The organism is Thiohalobacter sp. COW1 (assembly GCF_016629505.1).
In the GTDB taxonomy this organism is placed as follows: domain Bacteria; phylum Pseudomonadota; class Gammaproteobacteria; order Thiohalobacterales; family Thiohalobacteraceae; genus Thiohalobacter; species Thiohalobacter thiocyanaticus_A.
Window position 1 is genome coordinate 2,006,793 of the sequence record NZ_AP024239.1, and the last position, 20,812, is coordinate 2,027,604.

The 20,812-nt window shown below is 65.8% G+C and carries 15 protein-coding genes; 3 read left to right on the top strand and 12 right to left on the bottom strand.

The window, feature by feature from the left end; all coding sequences use genetic code 11:
- Nucleotides 1-27: 27 nt before the first annotated feature.
- A complete protein-coding gene (locus tag COW1_RS09375) occupies nucleotides 28-1,413 on the top strand; it encodes an aspartate ammonia-lyase (RefSeq protein ID WP_201343997.1) in 1,386 nt (461 codons plus the stop codon).
- Between the two features lie 198 nt (nucleotides 1,414-1,611).
- Here COW1_RS09375 and COW1_RS09380 read toward each other — a convergent pair whose 3' ends face one another.
- The 7 genes from COW1_RS09380 to COW1_RS09410 form a co-directional block, all read right to left on the bottom strand.
- Nucleotides 1,612-3,921 carry a PKD domain-containing protein gene (locus COW1_RS09380; RefSeq protein ID WP_201343998.1) on the bottom strand — a complete coding sequence of 770 codons (2,310 nt, stop codon included), beginning with the start codon at nucleotides 3,919-3,921 and terminating at the stop codon, nucleotides 1,612-1,614.
- Nucleotides 3,922-4,209: 288 nt separating this feature from the next.
- Nucleotides 4,210-5,415, bottom strand: coding sequence for an MFS transporter (locus COW1_RS09385; protein ID WP_096364984.1), 1,206 nt, complete (start codon nucleotides 5,413-5,415; stop codon nucleotides 4,210-4,212).
- 222 nt (nucleotides 5,416-5,637) lie between these two features.
- Nucleotides 5,638-6,858 carry a type II secretion system inner membrane protein GspF gene (gene gspF, locus COW1_RS09390; RefSeq protein WP_096364982.1) on the bottom strand — a complete coding sequence of 407 codons (1,221 nt, stop codon included), beginning with the start codon at nucleotides 6,856-6,858 and terminating at the stop codon, nucleotides 5,638-5,640.
- Between the two features lie 190 nt (nucleotides 6,859-7,048).
- Nucleotides 7,049-8,569, bottom strand: coding sequence for a type II secretion system ATPase GspE (gspE, locus tag COW1_RS09395; RefSeq protein ID WP_370590860.1), 1,521 nt, complete (start codon nucleotides 8,567-8,569; stop codon nucleotides 7,049-7,051).
- Between the two features lies 1 nt (nucleotide 8,570).
- Nucleotides 8,571-10,592 carry a type II secretion system secretin GspD gene (gene gspD / locus COW1_RS09400; RefSeq protein WP_201343999.1) on the bottom strand — a complete coding sequence of 674 codons (2,022 nt, stop codon included), beginning with the start codon at nucleotides 10,590-10,592 and terminating at the stop codon, nucleotides 8,571-8,573.
- A 63-nt stretch (nucleotides 10,593-10,655) separates the two neighbouring features.
- Entirely contained in the window at nucleotides 10,656-11,543 is an 888-nt protein-coding gene (gene gspC, locus COW1_RS09405; RefSeq protein ID WP_096364976.1) for a type II secretion system protein GspC, read from the bottom strand.
- A gap of 18 nt (nucleotides 11,544-11,561) precedes the next feature.
- Complete coding sequence (locus COW1_RS09410) at nucleotides 11,562-12,875, bottom strand: DEAD/DEAH box helicase (protein ID WP_201344000.1); 1,314 nt, start codon at nucleotides 12,873-12,875, stop codon at nucleotides 11,562-11,564.
- A 255-nt stretch (nucleotides 12,876-13,130) separates the two neighbouring features.
- On the opposite strand from COW1_RS09410, the gene trxA reads away from it, so the two are divergent.
- The gene (trxA, locus tag COW1_RS09415) at nucleotides 13,131-13,457 is read left to right on the top strand and encodes a thioredoxin TrxA (RefSeq protein ID WP_096364972.1); all 327 of its coding nucleotides are present in this window, start codon (nucleotides 13,131-13,133) and stop codon (nucleotides 13,455-13,457) included.
- 200 nt (nucleotides 13,458-13,657) lie between these two features.
- Nucleotides 13,658-14,914, top strand: coding sequence for a transcription termination factor Rho (gene rho / locus COW1_RS09420; protein WP_096364970.1), 1,257 nt, complete (start codon nucleotides 13,658-13,660; stop codon nucleotides 14,912-14,914).
- 381 nt (nucleotides 14,915-15,295) lie between these two features.
- Here rho and purD read toward each other — a convergent pair whose 3' ends face one another.
- The 5 genes from purD to COW1_RS09445 form a co-directional block, all read right to left on the bottom strand.
- Nucleotides 15,296-16,579 carry a phosphoribosylamine--glycine ligase gene (purD, locus tag COW1_RS09425; RefSeq protein WP_201344001.1) on the bottom strand — a complete coding sequence of 428 codons (1,284 nt, stop codon included), beginning with the start codon at nucleotides 16,577-16,579 and terminating at the stop codon, nucleotides 15,296-15,298.
- Between the two features lie 236 nt (nucleotides 16,580-16,815).
- Nucleotides 16,816-18,378, bottom strand: coding sequence for a bifunctional phosphoribosylaminoimidazolecarboxamide formyltransferase/IMP cyclohydrolase (gene purH / locus COW1_RS09430; protein ID WP_201344002.1), 1,563 nt, complete (start codon nucleotides 18,376-18,378; stop codon nucleotides 16,816-16,818).
- A 252-nt stretch (nucleotides 18,379-18,630) separates the two neighbouring features.
- Nucleotides 18,631-18,894, bottom strand: coding sequence for a DNA-binding transcriptional regulator Fis (gene fis / locus COW1_RS09435; protein ID WP_096364964.1), 264 nt, complete (start codon nucleotides 18,892-18,894; stop codon nucleotides 18,631-18,633).
- Complete coding sequence (dusB, locus tag COW1_RS09440) at nucleotides 18,891-19,877, bottom strand: tRNA dihydrouridine synthase DusB (RefSeq protein WP_096367481.1); 987 nt, start codon at nucleotides 19,875-19,877, stop codon at nucleotides 18,891-18,893. Before dusB ends, fis begins: the two co-directional genes overlap by 4 nt.
- A gap of 105 nt (nucleotides 19,878-19,982) precedes the next feature.
- A complete protein-coding gene (locus COW1_RS09445) occupies nucleotides 19,983-20,795 on the bottom strand; it encodes a zinc-ribbon and DUF3426 domain-containing protein (protein WP_172844245.1) in 813 nt (270 codons plus the stop codon).
- Nucleotides 20,796-20,812: the final 17 nt, after the last annotated feature.

The following is a 20,812-nucleotide window of genomic DNA, read 5'->3' on the forward strand; positions in this document are numbered from 1 at the left end:
GATTCCACCAACGCACGGACCGACACCATGACAGATCAATCAGGCTTCCGCACCGAACGCGACAGCATGGGCGAGGTGGCCGTCCCGGCCGACGCCCTGTACGGCGCCCAGACCCAGCGCGCGGTGGACAACTTCCCCATCAGCGGGCTGCGGATGCCGCCGGACTTCATCCATGCCCTCGGCCGCATCAAGGCCTGTGCGGCCCGCGCCAATGCCGAACTGGGTCAGCTGGAACCGGCCGTCGCCGACGCCATCGCCGCCGCTGCGGACACGGTCGCCGCCGGCGCGCATGACGACCAGTTCCCCATCGACGTGTTTCAGACCGGCTCCGGCACCAGCACCAATATGAACGCCAACGAGGTCATCGCCCGTCTTGCGAGCGAGCGCGCCGGCAACCGCATCCATCCCAACGATCACGTCAACCGCGGTCAGAGCAGCAACGACGTCATTCCCACCGCCATCCATGTCAGCGCCCGACTGGCGGTTGAGCAGCGGCTGCTGCCGGCGCTGGAGCATCTGGCCACCACCATCGAGGACAAGGCGCGCTCGCTGGAGGGCATCGTCAAGACCGGTCGCACCCACCTGATGGATGCCATGCCGGTCAGCTTCGCACAGGAACTGGGCGGTTGGGCGCAACAGATCCGGAGCAGCGGGCGGCGCATCGGTGACACCCTGCCGCGGCTGGAGCGGCTGGCCCAGGGCGGAACCGCCGTGGGCACCGGCATCAACGCCCATCCCGATTTCGCCGCCCGTTTCTGTGAACAACTCGCTGCTGCGACCGGCATCCCCTTCCGTCCGGCGGAGGATTTCTTCGAGGCCCTGTCCTGCCAGGATACGGCGGTCGAACTGAGCGGCCAGCTGCGGGGCGCGGCCGGCGCCCTGCTCAAGATCGCCAACGACCTGCGCTGGATGAACAGCGGCCCGCTCACCGGTCTGGGCGAGATCAGCCTGCCCGCGCTGCAGCCCGGCAGCAGCATCATGCCCGGCAAGGTCAATCCGGTGATCAGCGAGGCGGTGATCATGGCTGCGGCCCAGATCACGGGCAACGATGCCACCATCGCCTGCGGCGGTCAGTGGGGCAGCTTCCAGCTCAACACCATGCTGCCGGTGATCGCCCTGAACCTGCTGCAGAGCATCGAACTGCTGGCCAACAGCGCCCGCGTACTGGCGGACAAGGCCGTTGCGGATTTCAGGGTGAACGCCGACCACATCCGCGCCGCCCTGGACCGCAACCCGGTGCTGGTCACCGCGCTGAACGAACGCATCGGCTACGAGAAGGGCGCCGAGATCGCCAAGCGGGCCTACGCCGAGGGCCGGGCAGTGAAGGACGTGGCAAGGGAGATGACCGACCTGTCGGAGGCGGAACTGGACGCCTTGCTGGATCCGGCGCAACTGGTCCGGCCGCAGCAGTGATGTAGGTCGGGTTACGCTGCGCTGACCTGACCTGCAGGCTGATGGGAAAAGCCATCACCAGTGAGTCCGGATGTCATCCGGTTTTTGCATGCCACCCGTCATCCCGGCATGCGCCGGGATGACGGGCACTGGTGAATTCCGTTCGACGACCGAGGCGGTATCTACAGATATTTCATCTTACCGTTGTTATATCACGGCTCAGCGGCTCGGCGCCCAGTTCAGCGGCTTGTAGACCCAGATCCGGCCCTCGTCGATGTTGTGGTTCACCCCCAGGTACACGTCGTACTCGGGGATGTACTCCCACTTGCCCAGGATGCCGCGGAAGGGACCGGCGGTGGGCACTTCGGGACTGGCGGCGGTGTTGGGCGCCTTCATCATGCTCCAGCCGGCGCTGCTGGCCTGGTTGGGCGGAATCAGGATCCAGACATCGGCGTAGCCGTTCCAGAGCAGGTAACGGTCGCGGACCGGGTCATAGTCCAGGCCGAAGTCGTCACGCTCCAGGCGTCCGGTCGGATAGCCCGCATCGAGGAACACCGGCTCGAACTGCACCGGCGGGTTGTCCGGCCCGGCCTGGTTCAGATCCCAGAACCAGAAGCCCTCGCCCGCCGTGCGCACATAGATGTTGCGCAGCGGATCGTAGGCACCGGCACCCTGACGGCTCCAGATATCCCCCACACCGCGGGTACCCACCAGCTCCAGCACGTCCTGACCGGCATCGTCCGGATCATGGACACTGTACTTCCACACCCCCGCGCCGGTATTGAAATAGATCACGTCGATGCCGTTCTGCACCACCACATCGGAGGTGCCGTTGATGAAGGTCTTCTGCAGCAGGTCGATGCTGAGCTGACTGGTCGAACCGGTGATGAGGCTGTCACGGTTCTCCCACATCCGGCCGCCCTCGACCTGGGTATACACCTCCGGCTTGACCTGCGAGCCGGTGGTGCCGCCCACCTTATCCGCATCGGCCAGGCTGGGATCCCAGAAATAGGGGCCGGTCTTGACCAGTTCGTCATCCACCAGCTTGACGAAGTTGCCGCTGCCATAGGCCGCACCGCCGAAGGTCACGAACCGGTCGGCCACCGGCAGGTAATCCGAGTTGTCGTAGGTATGCGAGGAAATGGGGGCATTGAACACCCCGTCGATGGCCTCGTAGTGACTGCCACCCACACCCAGCGGCTGGCAGACGATGTCGCTGGGCAGCGAGGCGCGCTCCCAGCGCATGGTGGAAGTGCGGAAGCGATACACCTCGTTGCCGGCATAGTTGGCATGGCCGCCGCCCCAGAAGATCAGATCCCCCCGGTTCGGATCCCAGGCCATGGAGCTCCAGGCGCGCAGGATGGCACGCGGGCTGCCGGGGATGGTGGAACCGTTGCAGTACTCCGGCTGTACCCGCTGATCCTCCGGGGTCCAGACGTCGTCGAAGCGGTTCAGGTTCAGGCGCTGCCAGGTCCCTGCCTCCATCGGCTGCAGCATGTCCATGAACAGATCGCCGCTCGGCTGCAGGGCGCTGACCGTGATGCTGTCCGGATCGCTGTCCAGCTGGCCGTCGTTGACCACCAGGCTGAACCGGTAATCCCCCGCCACGTCGGCGACGAACTGCGGCATCACCGCGGCCGGATCGCTGAGCATGGCCAGGCTGCCGTCGGGCCGGCTGATCAGGCTCCACTGGTAGCTCAGGGCATCGCTGTCGGGGTCGTAGGAGGCCGAGGCGTCCAGCGTCACCGTGTCGCCCGGCGTGACGCTGAAATCGCTGCCGGCATGGGCCACCGGCCGGGCATTGAGCGTGGTGATCTCGATACTGTCGGAGGCACTCGCACCGGCACCGTCATAGACGGTGAGTTCAATCCGGTAGGTGCCGTGCAGGTCCGGCACCAGACTGGCCTGATCGCTCCAGGCATCCAGCAACTGGGCCGCGCTGCCCGAGGGTGCTGCCGCCAGCGTCCAGTGGTAATGCAGCACGTCGCCATCGTCGTCATAGGATCCGCGTCCGTCCAGCACGACATATTCGCCGGGGTATGCCGTGGTGTCGGGCCCCGCCGCGGCCAGGGGCGCAGTGTTGGTCAGCGCCGGCGTCCAGCCGGTCGGACCTGGCATCTGGAAGAACATTGATTTCAGCAAAGCCAGATCGGCAAAGTTGACTGCCCCATCCCCATTCAGATCACTCTCTGGATCGGCAGTAAAAAATCTGGACTTCATGTAAGCCAGATCGGCAAAATTGATTGCCCCATCATTATTGAAATCGGGATCGCACATATTGCCGTAGCCATCGGCATCGGTATCGATCTGATCGGGATTGGCCACCAGCAGGCAGTTGTCGCAGGCATCCCCCACGCCGTCCTGGTCGCTGTCGAGCTGATCGGACGCCGGCAGCATGGGACAGTTGTCCGCAGCCTGGCCGGTCAGGGGGAGCAACAGCAGGGCGGATAGCAGCGCGGTGGACAGGAGACCGGCGCGGCGACCAGCGCCCTGGATGAATGACGGAAAGAACAGGCCTGAACCGGACATGATTCGACTCCCACTTTTTGAATTATTCGAAGGGACAGACGGCGGTTGCCGCCCTGCACCCGGGATTTTCCCGGGAGTATATACCAGTGACGTCAAATTGACACGCACTGGGGCACGCACCAAAAACAGGTTCAACCCATTGAAATAAAAGTGAATCGATCCACGGGCCCGGACAGGCCCGCCAAAAGCCCCTGATTTTCAAGTCGATATTTTTCACGGATGGTCAGGAACGCCGCTCCACGGCGCGCGTCCGCCAGCGGCCCCTCTGAGTCCGGTCTTCCCCCGTCATCACGCCTCGCGCCGGCGGCCCAGATAGCCGCGGTAATACAGGGCGAACCCCAGGCATACCGCCCCCAGCAGCAACACAGTGAGTTGCACGCCCAGGCCCTCGGCCAGAGCGCCGGCGAGCAGGTTGCCGACCGGTGACATGCCGATGAAGACCACCGAGAACAGCGACATCACCCGGCCGCGCAGATTGTCCGGCGCCGACAGCTGCAGGAAGGTATTGGTGGACGCCACCAGTGTGGTAATGGCATAACCGGTCACCACCACCAGCGCCAGCGCGCCGCCGACCCAGGGCATGTAGGCGAACAGCATCAGGGCAGCGGCCAGCAGCAGGCCGGCACCGGCAATCAGTCGCTCCAGCCCCTCGCCCTTTTCCCGCTGGGCCAGCCGCAGGGCGCCGGCCAGTGCGCCCAGTCCGGCCACGCCGACCAGCAGTCCGAGCAGGTCGGAGCCGCCGCCATAGACCTCGCGGGCGAACACCGGCATCAGCACCAGGTAGGGATTGGCGAACAGGCTGACCGCGCCGACGATCATCAGGGCGTAGCGCAGGTCGGGCCGCTGCCAGGCGAACCTCAACCCGTCCCAGATGCCTTCCTGACGCCGCTCCAGCTTCTCGGGCGTGACCGGCACGCGGATGCGCAGGATGGCCAGGATCACGGCCAGGAAGGACAGGGCATTGAGCAGGATCACCGGGCCCTCGCCCCACAGGGCGATCAGCCAGCCCGCCAGCATCGGTCCGAGGAAGCGGGCGAAGTTGAAGGTGCTGGAATTGAGCGCGACCGCATTGTGCAGATCCTCCTTCGCCACCAGCATGGCGACCAGGGTGTGCCGGGCCGGGATCTCGACTGCATGCACCAGGCCCAGCAGCAGCGCCAGCAGCATGATCCACTCCACCGTCACCAGGCCGGTCACGGTCAGCAGCCCCAGGGTCAGCGCCTGCAGGCAGGCCAGTACCTGCGCGCCCAGAAACAGCCGGAACCGCGGCAGTCGGTCGGCGATCACGCCGCCGAACAGGCCGAACACCAGCACCGGCGCCAGGCTGAGAAAGCTCACCAGCCCGAGCATGAAGCTGGACTCGGTCAGCCGGTACACCAGCCAGGCCTGGGCCACGTTCTGCATCCAGGTCCCGTTGAGCGAGACCAGCTGGCCGAAGAAGTAGATCCGGTAATTGGAATGCCGCAGCGAGCGGGTCAGGCGTTGCCAGCGCATGGGACGGATGTCTTCACTCGGAAAGGATTCACCACCAAGGACACGAAGAGCACAAAGGGATATGAATGGTGCTCACTGAGCTACCCGGCCCTTTGAATCGTCATTCCGGCGCAGGCCGGAATCCAGTAACCGCGGTGGTATCTGGATCCCGGCCTGCGCCGGGATGACGTATATCGTATTTTTGTGTTCTTCGTGTCCTTGGTGGTGAAGGATTTGCGCATTTCAACGCACCATCTGGTTGAGGTCGAAGATGGGCAGCAGGATGGCGAGCACGATCAGCAGCACCAGCACGCCCATGAGCACGATCAGCAGCGGCTCGAACAGGGCCATGATGGTCCCGATCAGGGTTTCCACCTCGCGTTCCTGACTGATGGCGGCGCGTTCCAGCATGGCTTCGAGCTGGCCGCTGGTCTCGCCGCTGGCGATCAGGTGCAGGGTCATGGGCGGGAAGTAACCGCTGCGCTGCATGGCGGCCTGGATGCTGGAGCCCTCGCGCACCCGCCGTGCGGCCTCTTCCACCGCCTCGCGCATGGGCTCGTTGACGATGACCTGGCCGGCGATGCGCAGCCCTTCCAGCACCGGCACGCCGCTGCTGACCAGGATGCTGAGCGTGCGCGCGAAGCGTGCCGTGTTCACGCCCTTGACCAGGCGCGAGATCAGCGGCAGCGACAGGTACAGCCGGTGCAGCCGGCGCCGCGGCCCGGGTTGGCGGAACAGCCAGCCGCCGCCGATCACGCCCAGCACCAGCAGGATCAGCACCAGCCAGCCCCAGTGCTGGAAGAAGTCGCTGATGGCGATCAGGATCCGCGTCAGCAGCGGCAGCGTCTGGCCGATGTTGTCGAACACCTGCACCACCTGCGGCACCACGTAGACCAGCAGCAGCCCGACCACGGTCAGGGCCATGACGGTCAGCATCACCGGATAGAACAGTGCCATCTGGATCTTCGAGCGCATCTGCTGACGCGCCTCGGTGTAGTCGGCCAGGCGTTCCAGCACCAGGTCCAGATGACCCGACTGTTCGCCGGCCGCCACGGTGGCACGGTAGAGTTCGGGGAAGACGTGCGGAAAATCACTCAGGCCGCCAGCCAGGCTGTGGCCCTCCATGACCCGTGCGCGCACGGCCAGCAGCAGGTTGCCCAGCCGCGGCTTCTCCGTCTGCTGGGCCACCGCCCGCAGGGATTCCTCCAGCGGGGTACCGGAGCGCACCAGGGTGGCGAGTTGGCGGGTGAGCAGGGCCAGATCGGTCGCGCTGGCCCCGCGGCGCAGCCCCAGGCCACGCGGCCGGCCGCGACTGGATTCCTCCTGCGCCACCGGCTCCACCGCCATGGGCGTGAGCTGGCGCTCGCGCAGCTGCTGGCGCACCTGGCGGGCGGTATCGCCCTCCAGCACGCCGCGGCGTTCGCGGCCTTTGATATCCAGTGCGGTGTATTCGAATGCGGGCATTATTACTCAGGAGTCAGGATACAGATCTACATGAACCTCCCCCGTGTTACGTCATCCCGGTACCGGCCTGCGCCGGCACAGGCTCCGGCCGGGATCCAGGCACCACTGCGGTCACTGGATTCCCGCCTGCGCGGGAATGACGGTATCCTCAGGGGGTTATCGCCAACATTTCCGATGCCGGGTCCAGGCACTAATCCTCACGCGTCACCCGCAGCACCTCTTCCAGCGTGGTCCGACCTTCCAGCACCAGGCGGGCGCCATCCTGGCGCAGGCTGGGCGCGCGGGCCCGCACATAGCGCTCGATCTCGTGCTCGCCGGCGCCGTCATGGACCATCTGCGCCATGTGCTCGTCGACCTCGAGCAACTCGTAGATGCCGGTGCGGCCCTGGTAACCGAGCTGGTTGCAGGCGGCACAGCCGGTGGCCCGGTACAGGGTCGGCGGCTGCGCGGCATCGACCTCCAGCGCCCGGCAATCGGCCTCGTTGGCGGTATAGGGCACCCTGCATTCGTGACACAGCACCCGCACCAGCCGCTGTGCCAGTACGCCGACCAGGCTGGAGGCGACCAGGAACGGCTCCACGCCCATGTCGCGCAGGCGGGTGACGGCGCCGACGGCGCTGTTGGTGTGCAGGGTGGAGAGCACCAGGTGGCCGGTCAGGCTGGCCTGCACGGCGATCTCGGCGGTTTCCAGGTCGCGGATCTCGCCCACCATCACCACGTCCGGATCCTGGCGCAGGATGGCGCGCAGGCCGCGGGCGAAGCTCATGTCCACCTTGGTGCTGACCTGGGTCTGGCCGATGCCGTCCAGGTAGTATTCGATCGGATCCTCCACCGTGAGGATGTTGCGGCTGCGATCGTTCAGGGCCGACAGCACGGCATACAGGGTGGTGGTCTTGCCCGAGCCGGTGGGGCCGGTGACCAGGATGATGCCGTGCGGGCGCTTGATGATGCGGTCCATGACCTCGCGGGTGGCCGGATCCATGCCCAGGTGCTTCAGGTCCAGGCGCCCGGCCTGCTTGTCCAGCAGGCGCATCACCACCCGCTCGCCGTGCCCCGACGGCAGGGTGGAGACGCGCACGTCCACCGGCCGGCCGGCGATGCGCAGCGAGATGCGCCCGTCCTGCGGCAGGCGCTTCTCGGCGATGTCGAGCTTGGCCATGACCTTGATGCGGGAGACGATCAGCGGTGCCAGCACCCGCTGCGGCTGCAGCACCTCGCGCAGCACGCCGTCGACACGGAAGCGCACCACCAGCCGGTTCTCGTAGGTCTCGATGTGGATGTCGGAGGCGTTTTCCTTCACCGCCTCGGTGAGGATGGCGTTGATCAGCCGGATGATGGGCGCGTCGTCCTCGCTCTCCAGCAGATCCTCGGGCTCGGGCAGCTGCTCGGCGATGCTGTTGAGGTCGGACTCGTCGCCGAGATCCTCCATCGCCAGCATGGTGCGGCTGGAGCCCTGCTCGTAGGCGGCGGCCAGCAGGCCGTCGAACTGCTCGGCGGGAACCTCCTCCAGGGTGAGGGGCAGCTGCAGGTGGCGACGCAGCTCGGCCAGCGCCGCCGGCCGGGCATCGGGCCGGCACTTGACCCGCGCCCGGCCGGCCTCGACCCGCTCGACCAGTATCCCGTGCCGCTTGGCGAAGGCAAAGCCGGGCAGTGCCGGCTCGGCCGATTCGGCCGCCTCCTGCATCACCTGCGCCGGGTCCTCCATCGTCATGCTATTCGAGCTCGAATTCCGTACCGGTGTCGGCCCCGGAATCACCGGACTCGCCCGCCTCGGGCGCCGGCGGCGGCAGGACAGGCGCCGTGGCGCCGGGAGCGAAGGACCCGCCCATCTCCGGCAGCAGCGGCGTATCGTCGCCGCGCATCAGATTCACCCCGCGCTCGCGCTTCTCCAGCTGTTTGGCGCGCATGAAATTGTACTTGCCGGCGCTGACCGCATTCTCGGTGGCGGCATCGCGCAGGATCACCGGCCGCAGGAACACCATCAGGTTCTGCTTGGTCTTCTTGGTCGACTGGGCCTTGAACAGATTGCCGAGCAGCGGGATGTCGCCCAGCAGCGGGATCTTCTGCACCGACTCGCTCAACTCGTCGCTGATCAGACCGCCCAACACCACCACCTGGCGGTCGGCCACCATGACACTGGTCTTGATGGAACGCTTGTTGGTGACGATGTCCGAGGCGCCGGAGACGGCCGTCTCGGCCACGCTGGAGCTTTCCTGCTCGATCTCCAGCTTGATGGCGTCGCCCTCGTTGATCTGCGGCGTGACCCGCAGGGTCAGGCCCACATCCTGACGCTCGATGGTCTGGAAGGGATTCGTGGCGCCCGAGGTCGCGCCGGTATTGGTGAACTGACCGGTGATGAAGGGCACGTTCTGCGCCACCACGATCTCGGCCTCCTCGTTGTCCAGCGTGACCAGGGTCGGGGTGGACAGGATATTGGACTCGCTGTCGCTGCCCAGGGCCTTGATCAGGGCGCCCAGATTGAGGATCTCGGTGCCGAGGAAATCGGTGGTACCTTCGAAGTAGCCGATGCTCAATCCGTTGCCGGCGGCGAGCGGATTCTGCGCCACCGTGTTGATGGGGGTGGTGATATCGAAGTTGGTACCGCCGATGGCCCCGGCCTCGCTGGAGTTCGGCGCGGCCCGCCACTGCACGCCAAGTTCGGCGGCCTTGTCGGCGTTGATCTCGGCGATCACCGCCTCGACCAGCACCTGGGCGCGGCGGATATCGAGTTGCCGGATCACTGCCTGCAGCGATCGGAACACGTCCGGCGGCGCGGTGATCACCAGGGCGTTGGAGGCCTGATCGGCCTGGATGTTGGTGCCGGCCCGTTGCGCCGCCTGCTGGCCGCCGCCCTTCTGCTCCTCCTCGATCTGAGTGCTCACACCGGTCAGCACCTCGACCAGGTCCTCGGCCTTGGCGTACTTCAGATACACCACGTGGGTGTTGCCGCCGCGCTCCAGCGGGGTATCCAGGTGCGCGATGATGGCGCGCAGACGCAGGCGCTCGGCACGTTCGCCGCCGAGCAGGATGCTGTTGGTGCGCTCATCGGCGGCCAGCGTGCTGCCGCCCCGGCCCTGGTCCGGGGCCTGCCCGGGCTGGCCCTGGCGCATTGAATTGAGAATACGTACCACCTCGGCGGCCGAGGCGTGTTCCAGCCGCACCACCTCGACCTCGCCTTCGCTTTCGCGGTCGATGCGGCGGATGATATCGACCATGCGCTCGACGTTGTCGGCCCGGTCGGAAATGATCAGGACATTGGTGGAGGGATAGGCCGCCAGGTGACCCTGCTGCGGCACCAGCGGACGCAGGATCGGCACCAGCTGGGCGGCGGTGACGTTCTGCACCTGCACCACCCGGGTGACCATCTCATCACCCTGTCCGGGGCGTTCGTCGCTGACGGTGGGAATACCCTCCTGCTTGGCATTCACGTCAGGGACGATCTTGATCACCTCGCCGCTGGGCACGGCGGCGAAGCCGTGCACCTTGAGGATGGAGAGAAACACCTGATAGACCTCGCGGGTGTCCATCGGCCGCGAGGAAATCACCGTGACCTGACCCTTGACCCGGGGATCCACAATGAAGTTCTTCCCCGTGACCTCGGCCACGGTACCGATCAGGGCGCTGATGTCGGCGTCCTTGAGATTGAGCGTGACGGTCTGGGACCAGGCGGTCTGGGCCGCGCCGAGCATCAGTATCAACAGCAGCCGCTGCAGCATCCCCCTCAGGCCTCGCATAGTGCTTGCGCTGTGCTTGTTATCGATCAAGACTCATTCCCCAAAACTTGCCCCAGCCTACACTCAGGGCAGTGAAAACGCCAAGTCCAGTAGCTGGTTGCCGCGCCGCAGCTGCACGCTGACCTGCTGGCTGTCGCGCAGCTGCTGCAGCACCTCTGCGGCCCTGGTCGCGCTGTCCAGTTCCACACCGTTGACCCGGGTGACCAGATCCCCCGGGCGCAGACCCAGCTGCTGGAACAACTCCGGCCGGTTGCCCGGATACAACCGGAATCCGACGAACCGGTTGTTCTCGCTGACCGGCACCGGCCGCATCAGGTCAGCCAACGCACGCGGATTGGTCTCCAGCATCCCGCGGTACTCGGCCAGGATCTCACCGGCACGCGGGTTCAGATTGCCGCTGCGCCCCCCGCCGGTTGCCGCGCCGCCCTCCAGCGACTCGCGCGGCAGGCGCAGCGTCTCGTAGCGCCCGTTGCGCTGCAGAATGATGCGATCGGCGTAAATGGCGCTCAGTTCGGCGCCGCCCGGCAGTTCGTCCTCGACCCGGTAGCTGCGTTCCTCGCCATTGGGTGCGGCGATGATGGCCCGGGCCCGTTCGGGATCCTCGGTGGCGAACAGGCCGCGCAGGGTCAGGTTCAGGCGGGTCTCGGGGGCATCGATGGGCGCGGCCCGGCCGCCGCCGACTCCCGGTCCTGTGCCCGGATCGGCCTGGCCGAACAGGTGCCAGCCGGCAATGTTCGCCGCCGACGGCCGGTCCCGCTCCGGGGCCGCCGGCGCGGACGGAACCACGTTTGCCGGTGTCGCCGGCGCAGGCGGTACGTCCGGCGCCGGCACCAGCTGCCAGGTCAGGCGCGCCAGCTGATAGATCACCAGTACGACCAACGCGAGGGTCAGCAGGCGCGCGCCGGTGCGGGCCTGCTGCGTTGCCAGCCAGTCTTGCCAGGTGGTATGCATCGCTGTCTCTGTCCGGATTCAGTCCTGCCGGCGTCCGCTGCCGCGTCTGCCCTGCCGTTGCCGACCGCCTTCGCCGTGCGGCCGTCCGCCGCCGCCACGGCCGCGCCCGCCACCGCCGGGCGGGCGCTTGCGGCGCTCCCGCCGCACCGGCGGCTGCACCTCGCCGAGCAGGGACTCGTCGACCGCCTCCACCGGCAGTTTGTAGCCGATGTAGTCCTCGATCTCCGGCAGCGAATAGACGTAGTTCTCGCAGGCGAAGCTGATGGCATCACCCTCGGCCCCGGCCCGCGCCGTGCGGCCGATGCGATGCACATAATCCTCGGCCTCCTGCGGCAGGTCGAAGTTGATCACATGGCTCACATCCGGAATGTGCAGCCCGCGCGCAGCCACGTCGGTGCCGACCATCACCGGCAGTTCGCCGGACTGGAACTGCTGCAGCAGCCGCAGGCGCTTGTTCTGCGGCACGTCGCCGGAGAGGATGGCGGCCTTGATGCCGTTGCCCTCCAGATAGCCCCAGACCCGCTCGGCCTGGTGCTTGGTGTTGACGAACACGATGGTGCGGTGCGCGTCCATCCGCTTGAGCAGTCCGATCAGCAGCGGGATCTTCTCCGCGTTGGCGGTGTGATACAGCACCTGGCGCACCTTCTCAGCGGTGACCTGCTCGGGCTCGACCCGGATGATCCCGGGATCGTTCATGTGCTCATAGGCCAGTTCCGTCACCCGCCAGGACAGGGTGGCGGAGAACAGCAGTCCCAGGCGCTGCTCCGGGGGCGGGCAACGGCGCAGCAGATAGCGCACATCCTTGATGAAGCCGAGGTCGAACATGCGGTCGGCCTCGTCCAGCACCACGGCCCGGGCATGGCGCAGGTCGAACAGGTGCTGCTTGAAGTAATCGATGGTGCGTCCCGGCGTGCCGATCAGCACATCCACCCCCTCGCGCAGGCGCTGTGCCTGTTCCTCGTAGCCGGTGCCGCCATAGACGGCGGCGAAGGTAAGCCCGGTGTGTTTCCCGAGTGTGACGGCGTCATTGTAGATCTGCACCGCCAACTCGCGTGTCGGCGCCAGGATCAGTGCCCTGACCTGGTTCGGCCTACGTTCATCCGCCGGCGGATGCCGCAGCAGATGTTCGAACACCGCCACCAGAAAAGCGGCGGTCTTGCCGGTCCCGGTCTGGGCCTGCCCGGCCACGTCGCGCCCGGCCAGCAGGGGCGGCAGAGCCCGGGCCTGGATCGGGGTGCAACTCGTAAAACCTGCCTCTTCAATACCTTGCAGGACTGCCGGCGACAGGTTCAGGGAGGAAAAAAGGGTTGTGTTCTCAGTTTCTTGTGTCATGACGGCCTAGCATAACCTATTTTAACGGCGGCGAGCAGCCCGCACGGCAGGCGCCGGGGCTTGCAATGCGCGGGGCTTTTCGCTGAAATGGCGGGCACGATCCAGACCGGTCGCCGCACGCGCGGCCCGAGATCCCGCAAATCCGACAACACACCGCGCCTTCCACATCCAGAACCGGGGGTTCCCGGTCCGCTTCCACTGATCCGAAATGGTTTTCTGGCATGCAGGCAAGGCACAGCAGGAGGTTCGACAACCGTGAGTGATCGCATCATGTATGTGACAGATTCATCCTTCGACCAGGAAGTGCTGCAGTCTTCCGAGCCGGTCCTGGTCGACTACTGGGCCGACTGGTGCGGCCCGTGCAAGATGATCGCACCGATCCTGGACGAACTGGCCGATGAGTACGCCGGCAAGATCAAGGTCGCCAAGCTCAATATCGACGAGAACCCGCAGACGCCGCCCAAGTACGGCATCCGGGGCATCCCCACGCTGATGCTGTTCAAGGACGGCAATGTCGAGGCCACCAAGGTGGGCGCGGTTTCCAAGTCGCAGCTGACGGCCTTCATCGACAGCAACATCTGAACGTGCCGGCGGTCGTCCGCAAAGGCTGGACGGCCGCCGAACGGCATGCTAGATTAACCGGATAAAGCAAACTCCATAGCTCCTCGGCCCTCACCGGCCCCCCCTGTAAGCTTTAATTTGACGACGCACCTCAGCTCCGCACCCCTGCCGGATCCTGGTCGTGCTATCCATCCCGTAAACCCACTGCGTCCGTAACAAACATGAACCTGACCGATCTCAAGAAGAAACCCGCCGCTGAAATCGTTGATATTGCCCAGGAAATCGGCATCGAGAACATGGCCCGCTCACGCAAGCAGGACATCATCTTTGCCATCCTCAAGGCCCACGCCAAGAACGGCGAGGCCATCTACGGCGACGGGGTGCTGGAGATACTGCAGGACGGCTTCGGCTTCCTGCGCTCCGCCGACAGTTCCTATCTGGCCGGGCCCGACGACATCTATGTCTCGCCCAGCCAGATCCGGCGCTTCAACCTGCGCACCGGCGACACCATCTCCGGCAAGATCCGCCCGCCCAAGGAGGGCGAGCGCTACTTCGCCCTGCTCAAGGTCAGCGAGATCAACTTCGAGCCGCCGGAGAACGCCCGCAACAAGGTGCTGTTCGAGAACCTCACCCCGCTGCATCCGACCGAACGGCTGGGCCTGGAGATCGGCAACGGCAGCACCGAGGACATCACCCCGCGGGTGATCGACCTGGCCGCCCCCATCGGCAAGGGCCAGCGCGGGCTGATCGTCTCCCCGCCCAAGGCGGGCAAGACCATGCTGCTGCAGAACATCGCCCAGAGCATCACCACCAACTACCCGGACGTCTACCTGATCGTACTGCTGATCGACGAACGGCCCGAGGAGGTCACCGAGATGGACCGCTCGGTGCGCGGCGAGGTGGTATCCAGCACCTTCGACGAGCCGGCCAGCCGCCATGTGCAGGTCGCCGAGATGGTGATCGAGAAGGCCAAGCGTCTGGTCGAGCACAAGAAGGACGTGGTCATTCTGCTGGACTCCATCACCCGCCTGGCGCGCGCCTACAACACCGTGGTGCCCTCCTCCGGCAAGGTGCTGACCGGCGGCGTGGACGCCAACGCCCTGCACCGGCCCAAGCGCTTCTTCGGCGCCGCGCGCAATGTCGAGGAAGGCGGCTCCCTGACCATCATTGCCACCGCCCTGATCGACACCGGCTCGCGCATGGACGACGTGATCTACGAGGAGTTCAAGGGCACCGGCAACATGGAGATCCACCTGGACCGCAAGATCGCCGAGCGCCGCATCTACCCCGCCATCAATATCAACCGCTCCGGCACCCGTCGCGAGGAACTGCTCACCAAGCCCGACGAGCTGCAGAAGATGTGGATCCTGCGCAAGCTGCTGCACCCGATGGACGAGCTCGCCGCCATGGAGTTCCTGCTCGACAAGCTCAAGGACACCAAGACCAACAACGAGTTCTTCGATTCGATGAAGCGGTGAGGACGTTAAGCGTGAGACGTGAAGCGAAAAGGAAAAGAACCTCTGATTAATTACAAAATACCCGTCATTGCGAGCGAAGCGTGGCAATCTCGTAATGCAGAATCAATCGGTTGGAGATTGCCACGTCGCTGCGCTCCTCGCAATGACGTAATTAATCAGAGGTTCCGCAATATTCTGTGCGTAGACCGGGATAAGTGACGTAGGTCGGGTTAGCGCAGCGTAACCCGACAGGGTTCTGGTCCGGCGTCGGGTTACGCCCTGACGGGCTAACCCGACCTACGCAGCTGGATCCCGGCCTGCGCCGGGATGACGATGTCTGTAGAGTTTTCTGAAATCAAGAGGCCTTCGCGCGCCTTGTTCGCCAGGGCGGTGTGAAGCGCGTCAAACCCCGCGCCCGACGGCCCGAAACCCGATATCCCGCCGGAAATACACATCCTTCCAGGTAATGGAATCCACCCGTTCGTAGGCCCGACGCTGGGCCTCGGCCACGCTCTCCCCCAGGGCGCAGACGCACAGCACCCGGCCACCGCTGGTCACAACCGCACCGTCCTGCTCGGCGGTACCGGCGTGAAAGACCTTCACCCCGGCCTCCTCCTCACCTTCCAGCCCGGCGATGGGCGCTCCCTTTGAGTAGCTGCCGGGGTAGCCGCCGGCGGCCATCACCACGCCCAGCGCGGCGCGGGAATCCCATTGGGCCCGGACCTGATCCAGCCGCCCCCCGACCCCGGCCAGGCACAGTTCGACCAGGTCGGACTGCAGCCGCATCAGCACCGGCTGGGTCTCGGGATCGCCGAAGCGCACATTGAACTCCAGCACCTTCGGGGTGCCGTCCGGGGCGACCATCACACCGGCGTAGAGGAAGCCGGTGTAGGGCGCGCCCTCCAGGGCCAGTCCGCGTACCGTGGGCTCGATCACCTCCTGCATGATGCGTGCGTGGATCTCGGGCGTGACCACCGGCGCCGGCGAGTAGGCGCCCATGCCGCCGGTATTGGGACCGGTATCGCCCTCGCCGGCGGCCTTGTGGTCCTGGGAACTGGCCAGGGGCAGCACATGCTCGCCGTCGACCATGCAGATGAAGCTGGCCTCCTCACCCTGCAGGAACTCCTCGATCACCACCCGATGGCCGGCATCACCGAAGGCGTTGCCGGCCAGCATGTCCTTCACCGCCTGGGTCGCCTCGTCAGCGGTCTGGGCCAGGATCACGCCCTTGCCCGCGGCCAGACCGTCGGCCTTGACCACGATGGGCGCGCCGCGGTCATGGATGTAGCGGATGGCCGCGTTGATCTCGGTGAACACGCCGTAGTGCGCGGTGGGGATGTTGTGGCGCTGCAGAAAGTCCTTGGCGAAGGCCTTGGAGCCCTCCAGCCGGGCGGCGTCGCGGCTGGGACCGAAGACCTTCAGGCCGCCGTCGCGGAAGGTATCGACGATGCCGGCAACCAGCGGCGCCTCCGGACCGACGATGGTGAGATCGATGGCATTGTCGGCGGCAAAACGAAACAGCGCCAGGATGTCCTCGGCGCCGATGGCGACGTTCTCCAGCCCCGGCTCGCGCGCCGTGCCGGCATTGCCCGGCGCGACATACACCGTCTCTACCTGCGGCGACTGCGCCGCCTTCCAGGCCAGGGCGTGCTCGCGGCCGCCGCTGCCGATGACGAGTACTTTCATGTATGACTCCTCAAGATCAAGAGCGCCACGGAATACACGGAAAGCACGGACAAGTACAATTTGCCAAGCCCGGTGCGACCACAATCCCTTTCAGCGTCATTCCGGCGCAGGCCGGAATCCATTGGCCGCAGAGACATCTGGATCCCGGCATACGCCGGGATGACGAGAAACAGACTGGTCAGCACATTCAAGCATTTTCCGTGTTTTCCGTGTTTTCCGTGGCGCTCTTGAATACATCAATGCCGGAAATGCCGCATGCCGGTGAACACCATCGCCATGCCGTGCTCGTTGGCGGCGGCGATGACCTCCTCGTCGCGCATGGAGCCGCCGGGCTGGATCACCGCGGCTATCCCGGCCGCCGCGGCCTGGTCGATGCCATCGCGGAAGGGGAAGAAGGCATCCGAGGCCATCACCGAGCCCGGCACCTGCAACCCGGCCTGTTCGGCCTTGATGCCGGCGATGCGGGCGCTGTTGACCCGGCTCATCTGGCCGGCGCCGACCCCGATGGTCATCTGTTCGCGGGCATAGACGATGGCATTGGACTTGACGAACTTGGCCACCTGCCAGGCGAACAGCAGGTCGCGCATCTGCGCCTCGCTCGGGGCCGTGTCGGTGACCACCCGGGTCTCGTTGACCAGCGCCAGGTCGGCCTGCTGCACCAGCAGGCCGCCGGTCACGCGCTTGAAGTCCAGCCGTACGGCAGGCTGTTCCGGCCACTGGCCACAGGCCAGCACCCGGACGTTCTTCTTGGCGGCCAGGGCCGGCAGGGCGTCCTCGGCGATCTCCGGCGCGATGATCACCTCGACGAACTGGCGCTCGACGATGGCCGCGGCGGTGGCGGCATCCAGCGTCTGATTGAAGGCGATGATGCCGCCGAAGGCGGATTCGGGATCGGTCTGAAAGGCCCGGTCGTAGGCCTCCTGCAGGTTGGCACCATAGGCCACCCCGCAGGGATTGGCATGCTTGACGATGACACAGGCCGGCGCGGCGGTGAGGCCCTTGACGCATTCCAGTGCGGCATCGGTATCTGCGATGTTGTTGTAGGACAGTTCCTTGCCCTGCAGCTGGCGGGCGGTGGCCACCGAGGCCTCGTTCACGTCGGGCTCGACATAGAAGGCCGCGCCCTGATGCGGGTTCTCGCCGTAGCGCATCGACTGGACCTTGCGGTACTGGGCACTGAAGGTGCGCGGGAAATCAGGCTCGGCACCGGGCAGGTTGCGCCCGCCCAGGTAGTTGGCGATGGCGCCATCATAGCGGGCCGTATGCTCGAAGGTCCTGACCGCCAGGTCATAGCGGGTGGCGTCGGTGACCGCGCCCTGGTTGGCCGCCATCTCCTCGAGGATACGTGGGAAGTCGGCGTTGTCGACCACCACGGTCACGCTGGCGTGGTTCTTGGCCGCGGCCCGCAGCAGGGTCGGGCCGCCGATGTCGATGTTCTCGATCGCCGTGGGCAGGTCGCAGTCCGGATCGGCCACGGTGCGCTCGAAGGGATAGAGATTGACCGCCACCAGGTCGATGGGCGGGATGGCGTGCTCCTGCATCACGGCGTCATCGGTGCCGCGGCGGCCGAGGATGCCGCCGTGGATCTTCGGATGCAGGGTCTTCACGCGCCCGTCCATCATTTCGGGGAAGCCGGTGTAGTCGGACACCTCCACCACCGGCAGACCGGCCTCGGCCAGCATGCGGGCGGTGCCGCCGGTGGAAAGGATCTCCACGCCCTGCTCATGCAGGGCGCGGGCGAAGTCGACGATGCCGGTCTTGTCGGAGACGCTGATGAGCGCGCGCTGGATCTTGTTCATGGATGTCCTTTGTTTAACAACTCAAAGAGCGCCACGGAATACACGGAAAGCACGGAAAATTTCACAACAACTGTCAATCCACTCCGTCATTGCGAGGCGCATAGCGCCGTGGCAATCTCTTACTGGCTGGTGCTACATTACGAGATTGCCGCGCTGCGTTTATGCCCTCTGGGTGCTCGCAATGACGGGGGCATTTTTTTATTTGTCCGTGTTTTCCGTGTATTCCGTGGCGCTCTTGATCTTGATCTTGATCTAAATCTCGATCTCATACTGCCGCAGCTTCTTGCGCAGGGTGCTGCGATTGATGCCGAGGATCTCGGCAGCGTGGGTCTGGTTGCCGCCGGCGTACTGCATCACGGTCTCCAGCATGACGGGCTCGACCTCGTTGATCACCATCTGATAGACATCGCTGGGATCGTGGCCGTCCAGATCCTTGAAATACAACTCCAGGCATTCCTTGACCGAACCACGCAGGGGGCCGCGTTGCTTGCTGTTCTTCTTTTTATCTGCGTTCATGCCGCCTTGACCTCGCGCTGCGTCAGTTGCTCGAAGAAGCGTTCCGTCATTGCCAGCTGCTCGGCGACGGTCTCCACGCGATTGACCTGATCGCGGAAGGCCGCGCCGCCGGGCTGTCCCTTGCTGTACCAGGAGATGTGCTTGCGGGCGATCCGTACCCCGGTGTGCTCGCCATAGAAATCGTACAGGTTGTGCAGATGTCCGATCATGATGTCGCGGATCTCGTCCACGTCCGGCTCCGGCAGCAGCTCGCCGGTGGCCAGATAATGCTCGATCTCGCGGAAGATCCAGGGCCGGCCCTGGGCCGCGCGGCCGATCATGACGGCATCGACGCCGGTATACTCCAGCACCTGCCGGGCCTTGAGCGGATCGCGGATGTCGCCGTTGGCGATCACGGGGATACTCACAGCCTGCTTGATGTCGCGGATGGTGTCGTATTCGGCCTCGCCCTTGTAGGCGCAGGCGCGGGTGCGGCCGTGCACGGCCAGGGCGCGGATGCCGGCCTGCTCGGCAATCTGCGCGATGCGCACGCCGTTGCGGTGGGCCGTGTCCCAGCCGGTGCGGATCTTGAGCGTGACCGGCACCTCCACGGCCCCGACCACGGCCTCGAGGATGCGCTGGACCAGGTCCTCGTACTGCAGCAGGGCCGAGCCGGCCATGACATTGCAGACCTTCTTGGCCGGACAGCCCATGTTGATGTCGATGATCTGGGCGCCGTGGTCGACATTGTGCCGCGCGGCCTCGGCCATCATCTCTGGGTCGGCCCCGGCGATCTGCACCGTCCTGGGCTCGACCTCGCCGTCGTGATTGGCGCGGCGGCGGGTCTTCTCACTGCCCCACAGCAGCGAATTGGACGACACCATCTCGGACACGGCCAGCCCCGCGCCCAGCTGCTTGCACAACTGCCGGAAGGGACGATCCGTCACGCCCGCCATGGGCGCGAGTACCAGACGGTTTCTGAGTTGGTAGGGTCCGATGTGCATCATTGTTCTGGGAGGTCATGGGCTCGACCGGACGGCACATGATACCCGCTCGCCCGGAGAGGGGGAAGCACGCCGGTCGGATTCATTCAGGCCAGCGGGGCGGCCTCAACGAAAATCAAACTGATAGGAAACCAGTTCGGTGCCGGGGTCGGCCAGGGTGAGCCGCAGCTGCAACCGCTCGCCGGCCGGCACCCCCGGAATGACGGTGGACGAAGCCGGTGACAGATAGTCTTCAGGACCGAACCAGCGCCCGGCCTGGCGCCGGCCGGTCAGGTCGGTGAAGAAGATACCGACCCGCGGCCAGGCCTGGGTGAAGTCGGCCTGGTTGACCAGGTCCAGTTCCACCTCGAGGGCGCCTTCGCGGTGCGGATGCGCCTGTATCTGACGCTGCTGGATCGCCCACTGGTCCGGCGCCCGCCGCAGCGGCAGTTCACAGCCGGTATAGGCACAGAAACGCTCCAGCCAGGGCTGCCATTCGGACAGGGTGTAGAGCCGCTCACGCTGCAGGTAGACACCCTGACCGAGCAGGGTGAGCAGCAACAGCAGCAGGAACAGCCCCTGCAGCAGGCGCAGCCCGGTGCGCGGGCGCGGCGCCTGGAAGTCCTCCAGCAGCACGGCCGGGATCTCGACCGTGTCGGGGCGCTGCCGCGGTTCCTCCGTCGCGCCGGCCGCCGTGGACGCCTCCACCCGGGGGGCGAACACCCCCCAGCCCGCCGTCAGGGGGCGGATGTTGCATAGTACCAACACCTCATGGCGGCGCTCGGCTGGCGCCAGCGCATCCTCCCAGCTGTCGAACAGGGACTCCAGGGCATTGAAGCCCCTGCCGCACTCCGGGCAGCGAACCCATCCGCTTGCGACCGCGAGATGGCCGGCGCGCAGGGCAAAGACGGTCTGGCAATGGGGACAGCGAGTGAGCATTGTGTTCCCTGGCCTGG

Coding starts and splice junctions, on each gene's coding strand:
- gspD (WP_201343999.1), bottom strand. CDS start 10,592: ATGCGAGGCCTGAGGGGGATGCTGCAGCGGCTGCTGTTGATACTGATG.
- COW1_RS09375 (WP_201343997.1), top strand. CDS start 28: ATGACAGATCAATCAGGCTTCCGCACCGAACGCGACAGCATGGGCGAG.
- dusB (WP_096367481.1), bottom strand. CDS start 19,877: ATGCACATCGGACCCTACCAACTCAGAAACCGTCTGGTACTCGCGCCC.
- purD (WP_201344001.1), bottom strand. CDS start 16,579: ATGAAAGTACTCGTCATCGGCAGCGGCGGCCGCGAGCACGCCCTGGCC.
- gspE (WP_370590860.1), bottom strand. CDS start 8,569: ATGACGATGGAGGACCCGGCGCAGGTGATGCAGGAGGCGGCCGAATCG.
- COW1_RS09445 (WP_172844245.1), bottom strand. CDS start 20,795: ATGCTCACTCGCTGTCCCCATTGCCAGACCGTCTTTGCCCTGCGCGCC.
- COW1_RS09380 (WP_201343998.1), bottom strand. CDS start 3,921: ATGTCCGGTTCAGGCCTGTTCTTTCCGTCATTCATCCAGGGCGCTGGT.
- gspC (WP_096364976.1), bottom strand. CDS start 11,543: ATGCATACCACCTGGCAAGACTGGCTGGCAACGCAGCAGGCCCGCACC.
- rho (WP_096364970.1), top strand. CDS start 13,658: ATGAACCTGACCGATCTCAAGAAGAAACCCGCCGCTGAAATCGTTGAT.
- COW1_RS09385 (WP_096364984.1), bottom strand. CDS start 5,415: ATGCGCTGGCAACGCCTGACCCGCTCGCTGCGGCATTCCAATTACCGG.
- purH (WP_201344002.1), bottom strand. CDS start 18,378: ATGAACAAGATCCAGCGCGCGCTCATCAGCGTCTCCGACAAGACCGGC.
- COW1_RS09410 (WP_201344000.1), bottom strand. CDS start 12,875: ATGACACAAGAAACTGAGAACACAACCCTTTTTTCCTCCCTGAACCTG.
- fis (WP_096364964.1), bottom strand. CDS start 18,894: ATGAACGCAGATAAAAAGAAGAACAGCAAGCAACGCGGCCCCCTGCGT.
- gspF (WP_096364982.1), bottom strand. CDS start 6,858: ATGCCCGCATTCGAATACACCGCACTGGATATCAAAGGCCGCGAACGC.